The organism is Streptomyces sp. NBC_00091, from assembly GCF_026343185.1.
Taxonomy (GTDB): Bacteria; Actinomycetota; Actinomycetes; order Streptomycetales; family Streptomycetaceae; genus Streptomyces.
In genome coordinates, this window is record NZ_JAPEMA010000001.1 from 4,991,899 (window position 1) to 5,011,901 (window position 20,003).

Genomic DNA, 20,003 nt, shown 5'->3' on the forward strand with positions numbered 1-20,003 from the left:
TACAGAACGGGGGGCGGAGCCGCCGGATGAGCACGTCGACACCACGGGCCGCGGTCCAGGTCGAGCCCGGCCGGACCCCGCCACCGCCCCCGCGCCGCCACCCCGGCCGGATCCCCGCCGCCACCCTGTGCGCCCTCCTCGGCACCGGCCTCCTCGCCGGCGCGGCCACCACCGCCTGGAGCGAACACCGCGCCTCGCACCGCCCGTTGCCCCACGACGCCGCCTACCGCAAGGCCGCCTCGCTCTGGCGCTCGGCCCCCGTGGACAGCCTCCTGCCGCCCGTACTGGACGGCCCCGGGGCCGGCCCCGGCGGCGCCGACCGCAGCTGGACCCGGATCGCCCTCGCACCCGACGCCGACTGCGCGGCCGCGCTGCCCGCCGACTGGCGGACCGCACTCGCCGCCACCGGCTGCACCCGGGTGCTCCGCGCCACCTACACCGACTCCACCCGCAGCTCCCTGATCACCGTCGGCCTGGTCTTCACCCCCGCCGACGCCGCCGCCATGGGCGCCCTCCGGGACCGCCTGGGCGTCCCGCCCGCCTACGAGTACGCCGACGCGCGCCGCGCCGCCTGGACGGCCACGGTCGCCGCCGACGCCCCGGCCGTGGTCTACGCCGTCTCCGCCTTCGCCGACGGCCGCACCCTCGACGCCCCGGTCCCCGCCGAGGAGGCGGCCCGGCAGGGCGCCACCGGGATCGTGGCCGAAGCCGGGCTCGGCCACGCGGCCAAGGGCGCCGCCGGCCGGGTCGAACGGGCCCTGGCCACCCTCGCCGCCCCGCCCGCCGCCACCCGGCCGCCCTCCCGGGAGGCCGCCCGATGACCCCGGCCGCCTTCCGCGCGGCCGGCGCCGCCACCCTCGCCGCCCTGCTCGCCGTGGCCGGCGCGCACCCCGCCGCGGCCGACACCATCCGCGACCGGCAGTGGGGCCTGCTCGCCCTGCGCGCCGAGGAGGCCTGGGGCACCACCCAGGGCGACGGGGTCACCGTCGCCGTCCTCGACACCGGCGTCGACGCCACCCACCCCGACCTCACCGGCCAGGTCCTCGAGGGCACCGACCTCGTCGGCATGGGCGCCGGCCGGGGCGACCGCTCCTGGGCCCGCCACGGGACGGCGATGGCGAGCATCATCGCGGGCCGCGGCCACGGACCCGACCGCGGCCAGGGAGTCCTCGGCATCGCCCCGCACGCGCGGATCCTGCCGGTCCGGGTGATCCTCGAGGAGGGCGACCCGGGCCGCGCCCAGGCCCGGGACAGCAAGTCCGGCGCCCTCGCCGAGGGCATCCGCTGGGCCGCCGACCACGGGGCCGACGTGATCAACCTGTCCCTCGGCGACGACAGCGACTCAGCACACCACGAGTCCGCCGAGGACGAGGCCGTCCGGTACGCGCTCGGCAAGGGCGTGGTCGTCGTGGCCTCCGCCGGCAACGGCGGCGAACGCGGCGACCACACCTCCTACCCCGCCGCCTACCCCGGGGTCATCGCCGTCGCGGCCGTCGACCGCCAGGGCCGCAAGGCCCCCTTCTCCACCCGCCACTGGTACGCCACCGTCAGCGCCCCCGGAGTCGACGTGGTCATCGCCGACCCGGACCGCTCCTACTACGAGGGCTGGGGCACCAGCGCCGCCGCGGCCTTCGTCTCCGGCGCCGTGGCCCTCGTCAAGGCCGCCCACCCCGGGCTGTCCCCGGCGCAGGTCAAGAAGCTGCTGGAGGACACCGCGGCCGACCGCCCGGCCGGCGGCCGTGACGACGCCCGGGGCCACGGCACGGTCGACCCGGTCGCCGCGCTCCAGGCCGCCGGGGCGCTGCGCCCCGAGGCGCCGGTCCCCGCCGCCGTCCCGGCCCGGCGGCAGTACTTCGGCCCCGGCCCCGAGCCGGTCCGCCCGCCCGGGCGGCGGGCGTGGCCGGCCACCCCGGTGGCGGCGGCCGGGGGAGCGGCCCTGCTGGCGCTGGCCGGCGTACTGGCCCGGCGTCCGCGCGCCGCCCGGCGGGATAGGGTCGGGTAACTGTGCTGGACAAAGGCGTGGTGGATAAAAGCGTGGTGGAGAAGAGCATGGCGACCAAGAACATTCCGGACCCCGGCTTCTCCGACGACGACGGCACCGCCGACCCCCGGCTGAGCGCGGCCCTCGCCGCCTGGGCGGCGGACCGCGCGGCCGAACCGCAGGTGCTGGCGGCCCTGAAGGACGCGCGCCTGCTGGTGCCCGTCGTGGCGATGCTCGGCGAGGTCGAGACGGACCCGGAGACCGGCCTCAAGCGCGAGAAGACCAGCGACATGGCCGTGCCCACCCTGACGGCGGGCAGCCGCCGGGCGCTGCCCGCCTTCACCTCGATCGCCTCGCTGGCCCTGTGGGACCCGGCGGCCCGGCCGGTGGCGGTCCCGCTGCACCAGGCGCTGGCCGCCGCCGCGCACGAGAAGGCCGACACGGTCGTCATCGACCTGGCCGGCCCCGTCCCCTACCAGCTGACCGGCTCCGCGCTGCTCGCGCTGGCCGAGGGCCGCACGGACGCCGACCCGCTGGCCGACCCCGCCGTACGCGAGGCCGTACGGGCCGCCGTGGCCGCCGAGCCCGCGGTGCTGCGCGCCCACCTCGGCCGGGGCGGCGCCGACGCCGACGGCACCCTGGCCATCGTGCTGTCCGCCGGTGCGGAGCCCGCCCCCGCGGCCCGCCGGGTGGCGCAGGCCATCGCGGCGGACGAGACCCTGCGCGGCCGGCTCGTGCGCGGCCTGGACCTGGCCCTGCTCCCGGCGGACGCCCCGGTCCCCCCGGGGGAGGCGCTCTTCACGCGCTGAGCGCCGGGATCCGTACGGCCTCCCGTACGGCCTGCCGTATGCCGAAGGGCCGACCGCGAAAGTCGCGGTCGGCCCTTCGGCATACGGAAACGAAACGAAACGGGGGACGGAAGCGGAACGTCCGGTCAGGCGTAGACCGGGCCCGTGAACTTCTCGCCCGGGCCCTGGCCCGGCTCGTCCTGGACGAGCGAGGCCTCGCGGAAGGCCAGCTGGAGCGACTTCAGGCCGTCGCGCAGCGGGGCGGCGTGGAAGGAGCTGATCTCGGTGGCGCTGGCGGTGACCAGACCGGCCAGGGCGTTGATCAGCTTGCGGGCCTCGTCGAGGTCCTTGTGTTCGGAGTCGGGCTTGTCCAGGCCCAGGTTGACCGCCGCGGCGCTCAGCAGGTGGACGGCCACCGTGGTGATGACCTCGACGGCGGGCACGTCCGCGATGTCGCGGGTCATGTCGTCGTAGTCGGGGGCGTCCGTGGAGACGGTGGAATCGGAGGGCGTCGCGTCAGTCATGCCTCACACGATATGCCGTGCGGCGGCCTTGCAACGCTGGTGCTAGTATGTACTTCGACCGGTCGGACACTTATGTGCCCGGCCCACAAGTGGAGGCTCCGATCTCCCACCTGACCACCCTCCGGGGAGGCAGGTCATCCGGTCAGGCGGTATCCATCGTTCCGTACGGACGATGGAAAGCCGCCCGAGTCTGCGCCCCGCGGTTCGCACGCGGCGGTGCTCCGGTTGTTTTGGAGCCCCTGCCTGTGCCCGGCGGGGCTTTTTTCATTCTCCGCCGCGGTGAGGTCTGACGACAAAAGACGTCAGCGGTTGTCTGCCAGGCAGCCGTGTGGTGCTACCGAGGAGGATCCATCAGCACCGAGCCCCGCATCAACGATCGGATTCGTGTCCCTGAGGTGCGACTCGTCGGTCCCAGCGGCGAACAGGTGGGCATCGTCCCGCTTGCGAAGGCGCTTGAGCTCGCGCAGGAGTACGACCTGGACCTGGTCGAGGTCGCGGCGTCTGCACGCCCGCCGGTCTGCAAGCTCATGGACTACGGCAAGTTCAAGTACGAGTCGGCCATGAAGGCCCGTGAGGCGCGCAAGAACCAGGCGCACACGGTCATCAAGGAAATGAAGCTCCGGCCGAAGATCGACCCGCACGACTATGACACCAAGAAGGGTCACGTCGTTCGGTTCCTCAAGCAGGGCGACAAGGTCAAGATCACGATCATGTTCCGTGGTCGCGAGCAGTCCCGGCCGGAACTCGGCTACCGACTGCTGCAGCGTCTCGCTTCGGACGTCGAGGACCTCGGGTTCATCGAGTCGAACCCGAAGCAGGACGGCCGAAACATGATCATGGTTCTCGGTCCGCACAAGAAGAAGACCGAGGCGATGGCCGAAGCCCGCGAGGCGCAGGCCGCCCGCAAGGCCGAGCGCCAGGGTCTCGCCGTCACCGACGAGGAGGCTTCCGACGAGGAGGCCGCCCCGGTCGAGGCGGAGACCACCGAGGCGGAGACCTCCGAGGTCGAGGCCGAGACCGAGGCCCCCTCGGACGAGGCGAACGCCGAGGCCTGATTCCGGGGCAGCCCGTCCCGGATCACCGACACAACATGACGCTCCCGTGAGCCGGTCCCGCCAGCGGACCGGTGGGAGCGCCACCGACGAGGAGATAACGGCGCTATGCCGAAGAACAAGACGCACAGCGGTTCCAAGAAGCGCTTCAAGATCACCGGCTCCGGCAAGGTGCTCCGTGAGCGCGCCGGCAAGCGCCACCTGCTCGAGCACAAGTCGTCCCGTGTCACCCGCCGCCTGACCGGCACCGCGGAGATGGCCCCCGGCGACGCCGCGAAGATCAAGAAGCTTCTCGGCAAGTGATGTTCTCCGCTCCCGCGCCGGGAGCGGATGAGCGTCAAGACCGGGACCCCATCGAATTCGGGCCGTGTGGAGAACGACCACGGCCCCGCTACAAGGAGTAAAAAGTGGCACGCGTCAAGCGGGCAGTAAACGCCCACAAGAAGCGCCGGGCAATCCTCGAGGCGGCCTCCGGCTACCGCGGTCAGCGTTCGCGCCTGTACCGCAAGGCCAAGGAGCAGGTCACCCACTCGCTGGTCTACAACTTCAACGACCGCAAGAAGCGCAAGGGCGACTTCCGTCAGCTGTGGATCCAGCGCATCAACGCCGCTGCCCGCCAGAACGGCATGACGTACAACCGCCTCATCCAGGGTCTGAAGGCCGCCAACATCGAGGTGGACCGCAAGATCCTCGCCGAGCTGGCCGTCAACGACGCCAACGCGTTCGCCGCGCTGGTCGAGGTCGCGCAGAAGGCGCTTCCGGCCGACGTCAACGCCCCCAAGGCCGCTGCCTAAGGCCTAGCCGGCTCGCTTCACGCAGTCGGCACCCACGGACCCGCAGGCTTCCCGCCTGCGGGTCCGTGTGCTTTCACCCCGCACCGCCCCGCCCGCCGGGACGACCCGAGAGAGAACCGCTGAGACCATGGGCTTCCCCGACGAGCTGATCTCCCCCCGATCCCCCCGGGTGGCCGCCGCCAGGCGGCTGGCGCGGCGCAACTTCCGCACCAAGGAGCGCCGGTTCATCGCCGAGGGCCCCCAGGCCGTCCGCGAGGCCGTCGAGCACCGGGGCGCGCAGGGCGCCACCCTGATCGAGCTGTTCGCCACCGTCGAGGCCGCCGAGCGCTACGCCGACATCGTCGAGGCCGCGCTGCTGGCCGGAGCCCGGGTGCACTACGCCTCCGACGAGGTGCTCGCCGAGGTCTCGCAGACCGTCACCCCGCAGGGTCTCGTCGGCGTCTGCCACTTCCTGGACTCCCCCTTCGAGGAGATCCTCAAGGCCGGGCCCAGGCTGGTCGCCGTCCTCGCCCACGTCCGCGACCCCGGGAACGCCGGCACGGTGCTGCGCTGCGCGGACGCCGCGGGCGCCGACGCCGTGGTGCTGACCGACGCCTCCGTCGACCTGTACAACCCGAAGTCCGTACGGGCCTCCGTGGGCTCCCTCTTCCACCTGCCGGTGGCCGTCGGGGTGCCGGTGGAACAGGCCGTGGCGGGGCTGCGGGCGGCCGGCGTACGGATCCTCGCGGCCGACGGCGCCGGGGAGGACGACCTCGACGCCGAGCTGGACGCGGGCACCATGGGCGGACCCTCCGCCTGGGTCTTCGGCAACGAGGCCTGGGGCCTGCCGGAGGAGACCCGGGCGCTCGCGGACGCCGTCGTCAGGGTCCCGATCCACGGCAAGGCGGAGAGCCTGAACCTCGCGACGGCCGCCGCCGTGTGCCTCTACGCGTCCGCGCGTGCACAGCGGGCGCCCGGAGGGTGCCGCTCCGTGACCCCCAGCTAGTAATGTGGCCGCCCGGGGGCCCACTGAGCTACCCGGAGATGTGGGGTACGGGGACATGACCGTCGGTACGAACAGCTCGCCAGGGGCCGCTGACGCGGCCGAGGAGCGGTTCGGGGACGCCTCCCGGCCCCCGGGCGGCGTGCCGCCGCTTCCGGCGGCCCCCCCGGACGCCCTGGCCTCCGTACCGCCCCAGGCCGGCCCCGCGGGCCGCGGCCCCGACCGTGGCGCCGCCCCGCGGCCGCAGGACGCGGCCGCGGCCGCCCGGGCCGGGCGCCACGACGACGGCTCCGCGGGGCTCGCCCCCGGCCAGGACCCCGGCGAAACCCCCGGCCAGGGGGGCGGCGGCTTCGGGATGGATCCCGACGAGCTGCCCGACGGGCTCGTCGTCGCCGACCACGCCGGCCGGGTGATCTGCTTCAACCGGGCCGCCTCCGCGATCACCGCCATCGCGGCCGGCCAGGCCATCGGCGCCCGCATCGACAGCGCGCTGCCGCTGGAGGACCTCGAAGGCCGCCGCTGGTGGGCACTGACCGACCCGTACGGGGGACTCGCCACCCGGCGCGGCCAGCCCGAGCGGAACCTGCTGCTCCCCGGAGGGCGCGAGGTGCTCGTCTCCGCCCGCTACGTGCGCACCCACCCCACCGGCCCGCTGAGCCGCCTCGTGGTCACCCTGCGCGGTACCGAGGCCCGGCGCCGCACCGAGCGCAGCCACGCCGAGCTGATCGCGACGGTCGCGCACGAGCTGCGCTCCCCGCTGACCTCCGTCAAGGGCTTCACCGCGACCCTGCTCGCCAAGTGGGAGCGGTTCACCGACGACCAGAAGCGGCTGATGCTGGAGACCGTCGACGCCGACGCCAACCGCGTCACCCGGCTGATCGCCGAACTCCTCGACATCTCCCGCATCGACTCCGGCCGCCTCGAGGTGCGCCGCCAGCCGGTCGACATCGCCGCCGCCGTGGGCCGCCACGTCCAGGCGCTCACCGCGAACGGCCAGGCCCCCGAGCGGTTCCTCGTACGGGTCAGCAGCCCGCTCCCCGATCTGTGGGCCGATCCGGACAAGATCGACCAGATTCTCGGCAACCTCCTCGAAAATGCGGTGCGCCACGGTGACGGAACGGTCACCATCGACGTAGCGCCGCACGAGAAGGGAACCGCCGTCACCGTGACCGACGAAGGCCCCGGGATCCCCGAGGAGTCGATGGGCCGCGTCTTCACCCGCTTCTGGCGGGGGAGCAAGCGCGGCGGCACCGGCCTGGGCCTGTACATCGTCAAGGGCATCGTGGAGGCCCACGGCGGCACCATCACGGTCGGGCGCGGCCCCGGAGGCGGCGCCGAGTTCCGATTTATCCTGCCCGTGAGCGCCCCGGCCTACCTCACGCAGTAACCCTGCGGAGCGTCTCGCCAGGCGGCCCACGGGCTCCTTCACCCCCGGCGGCCCTTAGACTCGTCCTTTGGCACCTTTGTGTCCTTGTGCCGATCGTGCCGAGACGTTCGATCGAGTCGTGCGGGGACCCACCAGCCAGCCATCGGAAGTACGGGAAGAGATGTCGGCACCGAACAAGTCGTACGACCCTGTCGAGGTCGAGGCACTGAAACCGGAAGAGATCGAGCGCATGCGGGACGAGGCGCTCGCCGCCTTCGCGTCCGCCGGCGACCTCGACGAGCTCCGCGAGGCGAAGACCGCGCACATGGGCGACCGCTCGCCCCTGGCGCTCGCCAACCGCGAGATCGGCGCCCTGCCGCCCCAGGCCAAGGCCGAGGCGGGCAAGCGCGTCGGACAGGCCCGCGGCGCCGTGAACAAGGCCTTCGGGGCCCGCACGGTCGAGCTGGAGGCCGAGCGCGACGAGCGGGTGCTGGTCGAGGAGGCCGTGGACGTCACGCTGCCCTACGACCGCGTGCCCGCCGGCGCCCGCCACCCCCTGACCACGCTGATGGACCGCATCGCGGACATCTTCGTGGGCATGGGCTACGAGGTCGCGGAAGGCCCCGAGGTCGAGGCGGAGTGGTTCAACTTCGACGCCCTCAACTTCACGCCCGACCACCCGGCGCGCCAGATGCAGGACACCTTCTTCGTCCAGGGCCCCGAGGGCACCCAGGGCGACGAGTCCGGCGTCGTGCTGCGCACCCACACCTCCCCGGTGCAGGCGCGCTCGCTGCTGGAGCGCAAGCCCCCCGTCTACATCGTCTGCCCGGGCCGGGTGTACCGCACCGACGAGCTCGACGCGACGCACACCCCGGTCTTCCACCAGGTCGAGCTGCTCGCCGTGGACGAGGGCCTGACCATGGCCGACCTCAAGGGCACCATCGACCACATGGTCAAGGAGCTCTTCGGGGAGCAGACCACCACGCGGCTGCGCCCGCACTTCTTCCCCTTCACCGAGCCGTCCGCCGAGATGGACATGCAGTGCTACGTCTGCCGCGGCGAGTCGGTGGGCAACCCCGACCGCCCCTGCCGTACCTGCTCCAGCGAGGGCTGGATCGAGCTCGGCGGCTGCGGCATGGTGAACCCGAAGGTGCTCACCGCCTGCGGTGTGGACCCGGAGAAGTACAGCGGGTTCGCCTTCGGCTTCGGCATCGAGCGGATGCTGATGTTCCGTCACAACGTTGAAGACATGCGAGACATGGTCGAGGGTGACGTGCGCTTCACCCGGCCGTTCGGGAGTGAGATCTGATGCGCGTCCCGCTTTCCTGGCTGCGGGAGTACGTCGACCTCCCCGCGGGTGAGACCGGCCGTGACGTGGCCGCCAAGCTGGTCGACGCCGGCCTCGAGGTCGAGACCGTCGAGACGCTCGGCGCCGGCCTCCAGGGCCCCCTCGTCGTCGGCCAGGTGCTGACCATCGAGGAGCTCGAGGGCTTCCGCAAGCCGATCCGCTTCTGCACGGTCGACGTCGGCCGGGCCAACGGCACCGGCGAGCCGCAGGAGATCGTCTGCGGCGCCCGGAACTTCTCCGTCGGCGACAAGGTCGTCGTGGTCCTGCCCGGCGCCGTCCTGCCCGGCGACTTCGCGATCGCCTCGCGCAAGACGTACGGCCGCACCTCGCACGGCATGATCTGCTCCGGCGACGAGCTGGGCATGGGTGACGACGGCACGCACGGCATCATCGTGCTGCCGCCGGAGTACGAGCCCGGCACCGACGCGATCGAGCTCCTCCAGCTCGTCGACGAGGTGCTCGACATCGACATCACCCCGGACCGCGGCTACTGCATGTCCATGCGCGGTGTGGCCCGCGAGGCCGCCACCGCCTACGGCCTGCTGCTGCGCGACCCGGCGCTCCTCGACGTGCCCGCGCCGAACTCGTACGGCTACGCCGTGCAGATCTCCGACCCGCAGGGCTGCGACCGCTTCACCGCCCGCACGGTGACCGGCCTCGACCCCGAGGCGCGGTCCCCGATCTGGCTCACGCGCCGCCTCCAGAAGGCGGGCATGCGCCCGATCTCCCTCGCGGTCGACGTCACCAACTACGTGATGCTCGAGCTCGGCCAGCCGCTGCACGCCTACGACCGCTCGAGCCTCGACGGCGCGATCGGCGTCCGCCGTGCCGAGCAGGGCGAGAAGTTCACCACCCTCGACGGGGTCAAGCGCACCCTCGACGCCGAGGACCTGGTGATCACCGACAACGGCGGCCCCATCGGGCTCGCCGGTGTCATGGGCGGCGCCAACACCGAGATCGCCGACTCCGTCACCACGCCTTACGATCCTTCTGACTCGACGGGCCGGGTCACGGGCACCACCGACGTGGTCATCGAGGCCGCGCACTTCGACGCCGTGTCGATCTCGCGCACCGCCCGCCGCCTGAAGCTCTCCTCCGAGGCCTCCAAGCGCTTCGAGCGGGGCGTCGACCCGCAGGCCGCCGCCGCGGCCGCGCAGCGGACCGTCGACCTCCTCGTGCTGCTGGCCGGCGGCACCGCCGAGGCCGGGGTCACCGAGCTCACCGCCCCGGGCGCCCCGCGCACCATCGCGATGAGCGCCGACCACCCGGACCGGGTCGCGGGCATGGACTACGGCCGCGAGACCGTCGTACGCCGCCTCCAGGAGGTCGGCTGCGACGTCTACGGCCAGGACGAGCTCGTCGTCACCGTCCCCTCGTGGCGGCCCGACCTCGCCGAGCCCAACGACCTCGCCGAAGAGGTCATCCGGCTGGAGGGCTACGGGAACCTCCCGTCCACCCTCCCGCAGGTGCCCTCCGGCCGCGGTCTGACCGCCCGCCAGCAGCTGCACCGCCGGGCCGGCCGGGCGCTGGCCGGCGCCGGCTACGTCGAGGCGCTGAGCTACCCGTTCATCGGCGAGGGCGTCTTCGACCAGCTCCAGCTGCCGGCGCACGACGCCGCCCGCCAGGTGGTCAAGCTGGTCAACCCGATCTCCGACGAGGAGCCGGCGCTGCGCACCACGCTGCTGCCGGGTCTGCTCGGCGCGCTGCGCCGCAACGACAGCCGGGGCAGCCACGACCTCGCGCTCTTCGAGACCGGTTCGGTCTTCCGCGCCGCCGCGCAGCCGGGTGTCGCCGTACGGCTCCCCGTCGACCGGCGTCCCACGGACGAGGAGGTCGCCACCCTGGACGCGGCCCTGCCCGCGCAGCCGCGGTACGCCGCGGTCGTGCTGGCCGGTGCCCGCGAGCAGGCCGGCTGGTGGGGCAAGGGCCGTCCGGCCGACTGGGCGGACGCGGTCCAGGCCGCCCGCGCGCTGGCCGCCGAGGCCGGTACCGAGCTGGTCGTCCGCCAGGGCCAGTACGGCCCCTGGCACCCGGGCCGCTGCGCCGAGCTGGTCGTCACCGTCGACGGTGTAGAGCAGGTCATCGGCCACGCCGGCGAACTGCACCCCCGGGTGGTCAAGGCCATGGGCCTGCCCGCCCGCACCAGCGCCATGGAGCTCGACCTCGACCGCCTCGCGGCGGCCGGCGGCGAGGCCGTGCAGGCGCCCCGGATCTCCACCTTCCCGGTGGCGACCCAGGACGTCGCGCTGATCGTGGACGCGTCGGTCCCCGCCACGGCGGTGGAGGACGCGCTGCGCAAGGGCGCCGGCGAACTGCTGGAGTCCCTGCGGCTGTTCGACGTGTTCACCGGTGAGCAGGTCGGCGGGGGCAAGAAGTCCCTCGCGTACGCGCTGCGCTTCCGCGCGGCCGACCGGACGCTGACCGCCGAGGAGTCCACGGCCGCGCGCGACGCGGCGGTGGCCCTGGCCGGCGAGCGGACCGGGGCGGTGCTGCGGGGCGCGTGACGCCCTGCCGCAAGGCCCGTTGAGGGGCGCGTCCGGACAACCGGACGCGCCCCTCACTCTTTGGGGCCGCCTCACTCGTCCGGGTGTAAATGCCCGTGACCCGTGTCCGGTACGTCTGGAGGTCGACACAATCGTTCCGGCTGTCGAGCCGGAGGGAGCGACCTACGGATGATCCGCCGGGTGTGCGTCCTCGTCTGGGGCGGCGCCGCGGTGTCCTGGGAGCTGGCCTCCCCGGGGCCGCTGGGGCCGGGCCTCGCGACGTGCGCGGCCTTCCTGCTCCTCGCCGCCGGCGGCGCGCTGCACGTCCGGTCGGGGCTCGTGGCCGAACTGCGGCGCTCGCGGGAACTCGCGGGAGCCGCGCGACGGGTGCTCCAGCGCCCCCTGCCGCCCCGGGCCGGCTGCCTCGCGGTGTCCGGGGCGCAGCTGTCCGTGGGCGGGGACCTGTACGAGGTGCTGCCGACGGCGTACGGGGTGCGGGTGGTGATCGGGGACGTACGGGGCCACGGGCTGCCCGCGCTGGGGGCGGCCGCGGCGGTGCTCGCCTCCTTCCGCGAGGCGGCGTACGACGAGCCCGCGCTGGGCGGGGTCCTGCGCCGGATGGAACGCTCCCTCCAGCGGTACCAGCGCCGGCAGCCGGGCGCGCCGGCGGGGGAGGAGTTCGTGACGGTGCTGCTGCTCCAGATCGCGGCGGACGATTCGGTCCTGGCCCTGAACTGCGGCCACCCCTGGCCCCACCGGCTGAGCCCGGCCGCCGTCCCCGCCCGGGAGCCCTGCGGGGCGCCGGCCTCGCCGGGGTTCGAGGCGTCGGAGTTCGAGGCGTCGGAGTTCGAGGCGTCGGGCGTAGCCTCCGGGAAGCGGAGCAAGTGCGGGGCGGGGAGCGGCTCCGCGCGGCGGGGCGCGTACGTGCGGCCGCTGGCCGGGGGCGAGACCCTGCCCCCGCTCGGGGTGGTGCCCCTGCCCCTCGACGTCCGCCCGCACCCCTGCGCGGCGCTGCGGCCCGGCGAGACGCTGGTCCTGCACACCGACGGCATCGAGGACGCCCGGGACCGGCGGGGCCGCTTCTTCCCGCTGGGCAGTGTCCTCGCGCAGACTCCGGCGCCCACGCCCGCCCGGCTGGTGGCGGGCGTGCACGCCGCGCTGCTGCGCCACACCGGAGGGCGGCTCGCCGACGACGTCGCCCTCCTGGTGCTGCGCAACGACCGCGCCTGAACGGGTCCGGCGGTGCCCCGCCCCGTGGGCCGGGGGGAGTGGTACGGCCCGGACGGGGCGGTGCGACCGACGGGCCACTCCGCACCGGGCCGGTGGACGGGCCCGGTGCGGATTCGGCCCGGCTCCGGCGGGGCCCGGCGACCAACCGGGCCCCGGCGGAGCCGTGGTGCGCCGCCCGCGCCTGCCATGGAGTGTCGGGCAGACAGCAGGGGCGGGCGGCGCGGTGCCGGGTCGTCGCACTGTACGAGGGGGAGCCGACGACCCTGGCGGCCTCCTTGGCGAGGCTCTTAAGTGAAGCGCCGGAAGGCCCCCGCGCGGCAGGGTGCGTATCGCATTTATGCGCGTACTCGTTTCACACCCCGTGTGAATCAAACGCGGAACGCCCCCGCGCGCACCGCTCACGCACTAGCCTGATTCCGACGAGCCCTTGGAGGGGCCCATGCAGCCCAACGCCCTGCTCGATGCCCTCCTCGCCGAGGCGGGCATGTCCCACGCCGGACTCGCCGCGCATGTCAACCAGGCGGGCCGGTCCCGCGGACTCGCGCTGCGCTACGAACACACCGCGGTCTCCCGCTGGCTGAAGGGGCAGCGCCCCCGCGGCCAGGTGCCCGACCTGATCTGCGAGGTGCTCGGCGGGCGGCTGCACCGGCCCGTCGGCCTCGACGACATCGGCCTCGGGATCCCCGGACAGCCGACCCCGCACACCACCCGGCTCAGCGGCTTCGTCGACCGCGCCACCGCCCTGTGGCGCTCCGACGAGCTGGGCCGGCCCGCACAGCTCACGGCGCAGGCGCTCACCGGCACCCCGGCCGTCATCCCGGTGTGGGAGTGGGAGAACCCGCCCGAGGACGCCGACGTGTCCCGGGAGGGCCCGCACCGGATCGGGCCCGAGCACATCGAGATCCTGCGGGCCGCCCGGGCGCACTACGAGCTGATGTACCGCCGGGCCGGCGGGATGGCCACCCGGGCCCGGATCGTGCGCTTCCTCGGCAGCGAGACCGCCCCCATGCTGCGCGGGAGCTACTCCGACGAGGTGGGCCGCCCGCTGCACCGGGCCACCGGGTCCCTGGTGGCGGTCGCGGGGATCTGCGCGTACGACTCCGACGCCCACGGCCTCGCCCAGCGCTACTTCCACCAGGCGCTGCGGCTCGCCAAGGCCAGCGGGGACCGGGGGCTCGGGGCGTACGTGATCGCGCTGCTGGTCAACCAGTCGCTGCACCTGCGGGAGCACCGCCAGGCCGTGGCCTTCGCCGAGGCCGCGCTGCGCGCCGCCGGCCGGGACACCACCCCGGCGCTCGCCGCCGACCTGTACGCGATGCAGGCCAAGGCCTACGCGCAACTCGGGGACACCACGGCCGCGTTGGCCTGCATCCGGCGCGCCGAGGCGGCCGCCGAGCGGATCCGGCCCGGTACGGAGCCCGACGAGACCGGCTACGTACAGCCCGGGCTGGTCAACGTCCAGGTGGCCGAGGCGCTGCTCAGCCTGGGGGACCTCGACGGCGCGCACGAGCAGGCGGCCGAGGCCGTCGGCACCCCGGCGCACGACCGGGGGCGGGTGCACCGCCTCGCGATGCTGTGCGAGATCCAGTTGCGCCAGGGGGAGGCGGACCGGGCGGTGGCCTCGGCGGCCGAAATGGCCGAGCGGGCCAAGGGGATGGAGTCGCTGCGCCTGCGGGACCGGCTGCGGGCGGTCCGGGAACAGCTGCTGACCAGCGGATGCTCCGGAGCCGAGGAGACCGCGCAACTCATCGACGGGGCACTGCGCGTTCCCCTGTGAGGGCACGAACTGCTGCCATGTTGCCACCAACGGATGCGGAAGGTGGCACTACCGTGCAGTGGACGAACCTGAGTGAGCAGACCGTGTACAAGAACCGCTGGTTCGACGTGAACCTCGCGGACGTGGAACTCCCCGACGGCCGGCACCTGGACCACTTCGTCATCCGGCTGCGGCCGGTCGCCGTCGCCACGGCCGTCAACGAGGCCGACGAGGTGCTGCTGCTGTGGCGGCACCGGTTCATTACCGACAGCTGGGGCTGGGAGCTGCCCGCCGGGGTGGTCGAGGACGGCGAGTCCGTCGAGGCGGCGGCCGCCCGGGAGATGGAGGAGGAGTCGGGCTGGCGGCCGGGCCCGCTCCACCACCTGATGACCGTGGAGCCCTCCAACGGGCTGACCGACGCCCGCCACCACCTCTACTGGGCGGACGGGGCCGCGTACGTCGGGGAACCGGAGGACGGCTTCGAGTCCTCGCGCCGCGAGTGGGTCCCGCTCAAACTCGTCCCGGACCTGATCGCGCGCGGGGAGGTCCCGGCCGCCAACATGGCGGCCGGGCTGCTCCTGCTGCACCACCTCAGGCTCGGACGCCCGTAGGGACGGCCGGGGAGCTTCAGCCGTACGGGTAGAAGCCCGAGCCCGTCTTGCGGCCGAGGCGGCCCGCGTCGACCATCCGCTGGAGCAGCGGGGGAGCGGCGTACAGCGGCTCCTTGTACTCGGCGTACATCGAATCGGCGATCGAGGCGATGGTGTCGAGGCCGATCAGGTCGGACAGCTTGAGCGGGCCCATCGGGTGGGCGCAGCCCAGCTCCATGCCGTTGTCGATGTCCTCGCGGCTCGCGATGCCCGACTCGAACATCCGGATCGCGGACAGCAGGTACGGGACGAGGAGCGCGTTGACGACGAAGCCGGACCGGTCCTGGGCGCGGACGGCGTGCTTGCCGAGCACGTCCCGCACCAGGGCCTCGGCCCGCTTGACCGTCTCCTCGCCCGTGGTCAGCGCGGGGATCAGCTCGACCAGCTTCTGCACCGGCGCCGGGTTGAAGAAGTGGATGCCGATGACCTGGTCCGGCCGCGAGGTCGCGACGGCCAGCTTGACCAGCGGGATCGAGGAGGTGTTGGAGGCGAGGATCGCGTCCGGGCGGGTGATCACCTGGTCGAGGACCTGGAAGATCTCCGTCTTGACCTGCTCGTTCTCGACGACCGCCTCGATGACGAGGTCGCGGTCGGCGAACTCGCCGAGATCGGTGGTGAAGGTGAGGCGGGCCAGGGTGGCGTCCCGCTCCTCCTCGCTGATCTTGCCGCGTTCGGCGGCCTTGGTCAGGGAGTTGTGCAGCCGGGTCCGCCCGATCTCCAGGGCCTCGCCGGTGGTCTCGGCGACCTTCACCTCAAGACCGCTGCGGGCACACACCTCGGCGATGCCCGCGCCCATCTGGCCGCAGCCCACCACGCCGACCCGTGCGATGTCGGTCGGGAGGGTAGAGAGGTCCGTCACATCGTGCCTTTCGCTGCTCATCCATCGCGGGTCCCCCGTGTTCGGCAGTGGTAACTGCACTCCGGCGCCCGCCACGCCCCCCGACGTTACTCCCGCGTTGCCTTTGGCGGCGGGGCGGGGCGGGCATGCTGGGCGCACGCAGAGCATTGTCACGGAGCGGAACGGAGTCGTCACATGGCGTACATCGGTCGGCGGGAGCTGCTGGCAGGAGCCGCGGGGGCACTGGCCGCCACCGCGGCGGGACCGGCGGCGGCAGCGCAAGGTCCGGCAAGCGGGCCGGCGGGGCCGCCCGGGCCGCCGGGGCCGCCGGGGGTGCTCCCGGCGCGGCCCGCCACCGGCCGCCGGGCCGGGGCCGCGGAGTTCCGGGGGATGTGGATCGCCACCGTACAGAACGTGGACTGGCCCTCCGAGAGCGGGCTGACCGCCCGGGAGCAGCGCGCGGAGCTGATCGCGCTCCTCGACACCGCCGTGCGGCGCCGGCTCAACGCGGTGGTCCTCCAGGTCCGGCCGGCCGCCGACGCCCTGTGGCCCGGGGCGCGCGAGCCCTGGTCCCAGTGGCTGACCGGGGTGCAGGGCCGGGACCCGGGCTGGGACCCGCTGGGCACGGCGGTCACCGAGGCGCACGCGCGGGGGCTGGAGCTGCACGCCTGGTTCAACCCGTACCGGGTGGCCAACCACACGGACCCCTCCCGCCTGGCCGCCTCGCACCCGGCGCGCCGCAACCCCGGCTGGGCCGTCCCGTACGGCGGCAAGCTCTACTACAACCCCGGACTGCCCGAGGTGCGGGCCTTCGTTCAGGAGGCGATGCTCGACGCCGTCTCCCGCTACCCCGTCGACGGGGTGCACTGGGACGACTACTTCTACCCCTACCCGGTCACCGGGGAGTACTTCGACGACGACGAGGCCTATGCGGAGTACGGGGGCTCCTTCGGCTCCCGCGCCGACTGGCGCCGCCACAACACCGACAGCCTGGTGTACGAGATGTCGAGGCGGCTGCGCACCGTCCGCCCGGCGGCCCGGTTCGGCGTCAGCCCCTTCGCGGTCTGGCGCAACCAGGGCACCGACCCGCTCGGCTCGGCCACGCGGGCGCTGCAGACGTACGACGACCTCTACGCGGACACCCGCAAGTGGGTCCTGGAGGGCTGGATCGACTACATCGCCCCGCAGGCGTACTGGCACATCGGGCACCCGCAGGCCGACTACGCCGCGATCGTGCCCTGGTGGGCGCGGACGGTCGCCGGCACGGGGGTGGACCTGTACGTGGGCGAGGCGCTGTACCGCTGCGACGCCCGCAGCTCCACCGCCGCCTGGCGCGATCCCGCGGAGCTGTCCCGGCACCTGACCTTCGCCCGCCGGTACGCGGAGGTCCGCGGCCACGTTTACTTCTCGGCGAAGCACGTGGCCGCGGACCCCAATGGAGCGCTGGCCAGGGTCGTGTCCGACCACTACCCGACGGCTGTGCCGCCGCGCTGAGTCAGCGCCAGGTGTCGGGCTTGCCCGCGGGCTCGTCCGGGTGGCGGACGACGCAGTCGGGGCCGGGGGACATGACGGCGTCGTGCCCGTCCGGGAAGTGGACCCGGTACGGAGGGGCGCCGTTCTCGCCCAGGACCTCGACGATCTCGCCCACCCTGTCGTGCTGGCCAACGACCCTGCCGTGCTGCACCAGCTGGTCGCCCTCGGTCGCGCGCATCTGCTGACCTCCCTCGGAGCCGGTCCGATCCGGTGCTAGAAGTTTAGGCCGATCCGGAGCTATTTGACCCGTTGGGTCACGGTGATGCAGACCAGGACCGCGCAGGCGGCCAGCGGGGTGGCCGGGGACAGGTGCTCGCCCAGCAGGGCGACCGACCAGACCAGGGTCAGCAGCGGCTGGGCGAGCTGGAGCTGGCTGGCGCGCGGCGCGCCGATCTCGGCCATCCCGCGGTACCAGACGTACAGCCCGACGAAGTTCGAGCCGGCCGCCACCCAGATCAGGCCGGCCGCTCCGTGCCAGGTCAGGTGCACCGGCTCGGAGGCGAGCGCGACCGCCGCGCCGGCCAGCGTCAGGGGCAGGCACAGCACCAGCGCCCAGCCGACCACCTGCCAGCCCGGCAGTACGCGGGCCAGGCGCCCGCCCTCGGTGTAGCCGGCCGCGCACACCAGCAGCGCTCCGAACAGGTAGGCGTCCCCGGTGGACGGGGCGCCGCCGCTCTGGGCGAGGGTGAAGCCCAGGATCACCACGGCCCCGGCGACGGCCGCCGCCCAGAACCGGCCCGACGGGCGGTTGCCCGTACGCACCGCCGAGAAGGCGGCGGTGGTGAGCGGCAGCAGCCCCACCACCACGGCGGCGTGCGAGGTGGTGGAGGTCCGCAGCGCCAGGGTGGTCAGCAGCGGGAAGCCGACCACCACTCCCGCCGCGACGACGGCGAGCCCGGCCCAGTGCTCACGGGCGGGCAGCGACACCCGACCGGCCAGCAGGAAGACGCCCGCGATGGCGGCGGCCAGGACGCTGCGCAGGGCGACGAGCGACCAGGGGCCGAAGCTCTCCAGTCCCCAGGCGGTGGCGGGGAAGGTCAGCGAGAAGGTGACGACACCGAGCATCGCGAGGGCGGTGCCGCTGCGCGCGCCGGTCCGGCCTGTCACCTGGACTGCTATCGAGGTCGGGCGAGTAGCGCTATTCTGTGCTGTCATGTATGAGCGTAGCAGTGTGGCCGAGCTGGCAGAATCCCTGCGATCGGAACTCGACCGCTATCCAGTAGGTGGAAAGCTGCCGTCCAGCCGGGCCATGGTCGAGCGCTACCGGGTCAGCCCCGTCACCGTCTCCCGGGCCCTCGCGCAGCTCGCCGCCGAGGGGCTCGTCGTCACCCGCCCCGGCGCCGGGGCCTTCCGGGCCCGCCCGCGTACGACGGACCCCGCGCCCGGGGACACCTCCTGGCAGGAGGTCGCCCTCAGCGCCGAAGGGGCCGGCGAGGTGGCCCCGCGCTCCGTGGACGCCGCCGGGGTGCTGCACTCCCTGGCCGTGCCCCCGCCCGGGGTCATCGAGCTCAACGGCGGCTACCTGCACCCCTCGCTCCAGCCCGAGCGGGCCATGGCGGCGGCCCTGGCCCGCGCCGGACGCCGGCCGGGGGCGTGGGGGCGGCCGCCCATGGAGGGGCTGCCCGAGCTGCGCGACTGGTTCGCCCGGGAGATCGGGGGCGCGGTGGGATCGGTGGGCGCCGCCGACGTACTGATCACCGCGGGCGGCCAGAGCGCGCTGAACACCGCCGTGCGGGCGCTGGCCCCGCCCGGGGCGCCGATCCTGGTCGAGTCGCCGACCTACCCGGGCCTGCTGGCCATCGCCCGCGCCTCCGGCTGCCGGCCCGTACCCGTCCCGGTGGACGCCGAGGGGGTCCGGCCGGAGCTGCTGGCCGCCGCCTTCGAAGCCACCGGCGCACGGGTCTTCGTATGCCAGCCGCTGTTCCAGAACCCGACCGGCGCCGTGCTGTCCGCCGAGCGGCGCGCAGAGGTGCTGCGCATCGCCCGGGCCGCCGGGGCCTTCGTGGTCGAGGACGACTACGCGCGGAACCTGGCCCACGAGGACGCCGGGCCGCTGCCCCCGACGCTGGCCGCCCAGGACTCCGACGGGGTGGTGGTCCACGTACGGTCCCTGACCAAGGCCACCTCGCCCAGCCTGCGGGTCGGCGCGCTCGCCGCCCGGGGCCCGGTGCTGGACCGGCTGCGGGCCATCCAGGTGGTCGACACCTTCTTCGTGCCCCGGCCGCTCCAGGAGGCCGCGCTCGAACTGGTCGGCGCGCCCGCCTGGCCGCGCCACCTGAGGGCCGTCGCCGCCGAGCTGCGCCACCGGCGCGACGTGCTCGCGGGGGCCCTGCGGCGGGAGCTGCCCGGCGCCGAGCTGCCGCACCTGCCCTCGGGGGGCTACCAGTTGTGGGTGCGCCCCGGCGGGAGCGGCGACGACGCCGGCTTCGCGGCGGCCGCCCTGCGCGCCGGGGTCGCGGTCACCCCGGGCCGCCCGTACTTCTGCGCGGAACCGCCGGCCGCGTACGTCCGGCTGAGCTTCGCCGGGGTGTCGGGCCCGGGGGACCTGGTGGAGGCCGTCCAGCGGCTGCGGGGCGGGCTGCCGGGCGGGTTCCTGGGCGGGACGTAGGGAAGGCGGGCGCGGAGGCGGGCGCGGTGCGGGTGCGGGCGCGGGTGCCTCCTAAACCCCGTTGAGCTGC

Annotated in this window: 19 protein-coding genes; 15 read left to right on the forward strand and 4 right to left on the reverse strand. The window is 74.2% G+C overall.

The window, feature by feature from the left end; genetic code table 11:
- The first annotated feature begins 26 nt into the window (after positions 1 to 26).
- The 3 genes from OOK34_RS23025 to OOK34_RS23035 are packed head-to-tail and all read left to right on the forward strand — an operon-like array spanning position 27 to position 2,790.
- Positions 27 to 821, forward strand: coding sequence for a hypothetical protein (locus tag OOK34_RS23025; protein WP_267035746.1), 795 nt, complete (start codon positions 27 to 29; stop codon positions 819 to 821).
- Positions 818 to 2,002, forward strand: a complete 1,185-nt coding sequence (gene mycP / locus OOK34_RS23030) for a type VII secretion-associated serine protease mycosin (protein ID WP_267035747.1) — start codon at positions 818 to 820, stop codon at positions 2,000 to 2,002. The genes OOK34_RS23025 and mycP overlap by 4 nt, the downstream gene beginning before the upstream one ends.
- A 47-nt stretch (positions 2,003 to 2,049) precedes the next feature.
- Complete coding sequence (locus OOK34_RS23035; RefSeq protein WP_267035748.1) at positions 2,050 to 2,790, forward strand: SseB family protein; 741 nt, start codon at positions 2,050 to 2,052, stop codon at positions 2,788 to 2,790.
- 125 nt (positions 2,791 to 2,915) lie between these two features.
- Here OOK34_RS23035 and OOK34_RS23040 read toward each other — a convergent pair whose 3' ends face one another.
- Positions 2,916 to 3,293: a DUF1844 domain-containing protein gene (locus tag OOK34_RS23040; protein ID WP_267035749.1), complete on the reverse strand. Its 378-nt coding sequence runs from the start codon at positions 3,291 to 3,293 to the stop codon at positions 2,916 to 2,918.
- Between the two features lie 326 nt (positions 3,294 to 3,619).
- Here OOK34_RS23040 and infC point away from each other — a divergent pair, with 326 nt between their 5' ends.
- The 10 genes from infC (at position 3,620) to OOK34_RS23090 (ending at position 14,915) form a co-directional block, all read left to right on the forward strand.
- On the forward strand, positions 3,620 to 4,348 hold the full coding sequence (gene infC / locus OOK34_RS23045; RefSeq protein ID WP_267035750.1) for a translation initiation factor IF-3: 729 nt from the start codon (positions 3,620 to 3,622) through the stop codon (positions 4,346 to 4,348).
- A 105-nt stretch (positions 4,349 to 4,453) separates the two neighbouring features.
- A complete protein-coding gene (rpmI, locus tag OOK34_RS23050; protein ID WP_030387121.1) occupies positions 4,454 to 4,648 on the forward strand; it encodes a 50S ribosomal protein L35 in 195 nt (64 codons plus the stop codon).
- Positions 4,649 to 4,752: 104 nt separating this feature from the next.
- Positions 4,753 to 5,139, forward strand: a complete 387-nt coding sequence (gene rplT, locus OOK34_RS23055) for a 50S ribosomal protein L20 (protein WP_007263143.1) — start codon at positions 4,753 to 4,755, stop codon at positions 5,137 to 5,139.
- A 127-nt stretch (positions 5,140 to 5,266) separates the two neighbouring features.
- Complete coding sequence (locus tag OOK34_RS23060) at positions 5,267 to 6,124, forward strand: RNA methyltransferase (RefSeq protein ID WP_267035751.1); 858 nt, start codon at positions 5,267 to 5,269, stop codon at positions 6,122 to 6,124.
- Between the two features lie 352 nt (positions 6,125 to 6,476).
- Entirely contained in the window at positions 6,477 to 7,508 is a 1,032-nt protein-coding gene (locus OOK34_RS23065; protein ID WP_267036880.1) for a sensor histidine kinase KdpD, read from the forward strand.
- A gap of 160 nt (positions 7,509 to 7,668) precedes the next feature.
- Complete coding sequence (gene pheS / locus OOK34_RS23070; protein WP_267035752.1) at positions 7,669 to 8,796, forward strand: phenylalanine--tRNA ligase subunit alpha; 1,128 nt, start codon at positions 7,669 to 7,671, stop codon at positions 8,794 to 8,796.
- A complete protein-coding gene (gene pheT / locus OOK34_RS23075) occupies positions 8,796 to 11,339 on the forward strand; it encodes a phenylalanine--tRNA ligase subunit beta (protein ID WP_267035753.1) in 2,544 nt (847 codons plus the stop codon). Before pheS ends, pheT begins: the two co-directional genes overlap by 1 nt.
- A 168-nt stretch (positions 11,340 to 11,507) precedes the next feature.
- Positions 11,508 to 12,548 carry a PP2C family protein-serine/threonine phosphatase gene (locus OOK34_RS23080; protein ID WP_267035754.1) on the forward strand — a complete coding sequence of 347 codons (1,041 nt, stop codon included), beginning with the start codon at positions 11,508 to 11,510 and terminating at the stop codon, positions 12,546 to 12,548.
- Positions 12,549 to 12,987: 439 nt separating this feature from the next.
- Positions 12,988 to 14,325 (forward strand): transcriptional regulator, encoded by a 1,338-nt coding sequence (locus OOK34_RS23085; RefSeq protein ID WP_267035755.1) that lies wholly within the window; start codon positions 12,988 to 12,990, stop codon positions 14,323 to 14,325.
- A 53-nt stretch (positions 14,326 to 14,378) separates the two neighbouring features.
- Entirely contained in the window at positions 14,379 to 14,915 is a 537-nt protein-coding gene (locus tag OOK34_RS23090) for an NUDIX domain-containing protein (protein WP_267035756.1), read from the forward strand.
- Between the two features lie 16 nt (positions 14,916 to 14,931).
- Here the strand turns inward: OOK34_RS23090 and OOK34_RS23095 are convergent, their stop codons facing one another.
- Complete coding sequence (locus OOK34_RS23095) at positions 14,932 to 15,834, reverse strand: 3-hydroxybutyryl-CoA dehydrogenase (protein ID WP_267035757.1); 903 nt, start codon at positions 15,832 to 15,834, stop codon at positions 14,932 to 14,934.
- Positions 15,835 to 15,987: 153 nt separating this feature from the next.
- Between OOK34_RS23095 and OOK34_RS23100 the strand changes: the two genes are divergently transcribed.
- Positions 15,988 to 17,286 carry a glycoside hydrolase family 10 protein gene (locus tag OOK34_RS23100; protein WP_267035758.1) on the forward strand — a complete coding sequence of 433 codons (1,299 nt, stop codon included), beginning with the start codon at positions 15,988 to 15,990 and terminating at the stop codon, positions 17,284 to 17,286.
- A gap of 1 nt (position 17,287) precedes the next feature.
- On the opposite strand, the gene OOK34_RS23105 is transcribed toward OOK34_RS23100, so the two are convergent.
- Together OOK34_RS23105 and OOK34_RS23110 are read right to left on the reverse strand one after the other, a co-directional pair.
- Complete coding sequence (locus OOK34_RS23105) at positions 17,288 to 17,503, reverse strand: DUF1918 domain-containing protein (protein ID WP_267035759.1); 216 nt, start codon at positions 17,501 to 17,503, stop codon at positions 17,288 to 17,290.
- A 59-nt stretch (positions 17,504 to 17,562) separates the two neighbouring features.
- A complete protein-coding gene (locus OOK34_RS23110; RefSeq protein WP_267035760.1) occupies positions 17,563 to 18,480 on the reverse strand; it encodes a DMT family transporter in 918 nt (305 codons plus the stop codon).
- Between OOK34_RS23110 and OOK34_RS23115 the strand changes: the two genes are divergently transcribed.
- The gene (locus OOK34_RS23115; RefSeq protein WP_267035761.1) at positions 18,479 to 19,933 is read left to right on the forward strand and encodes a PLP-dependent aminotransferase family protein; all 1,455 of its coding nucleotides are present in this window, start codon (positions 18,479 to 18,481) and stop codon (positions 19,931 to 19,933) included. The two genes, OOK34_RS23110 and OOK34_RS23115, sit on opposite strands and share 2 nt — an antisense overlap.
- The last annotated feature ends 70 nt before the right edge of the window (positions 19,934 to 20,003 follow it).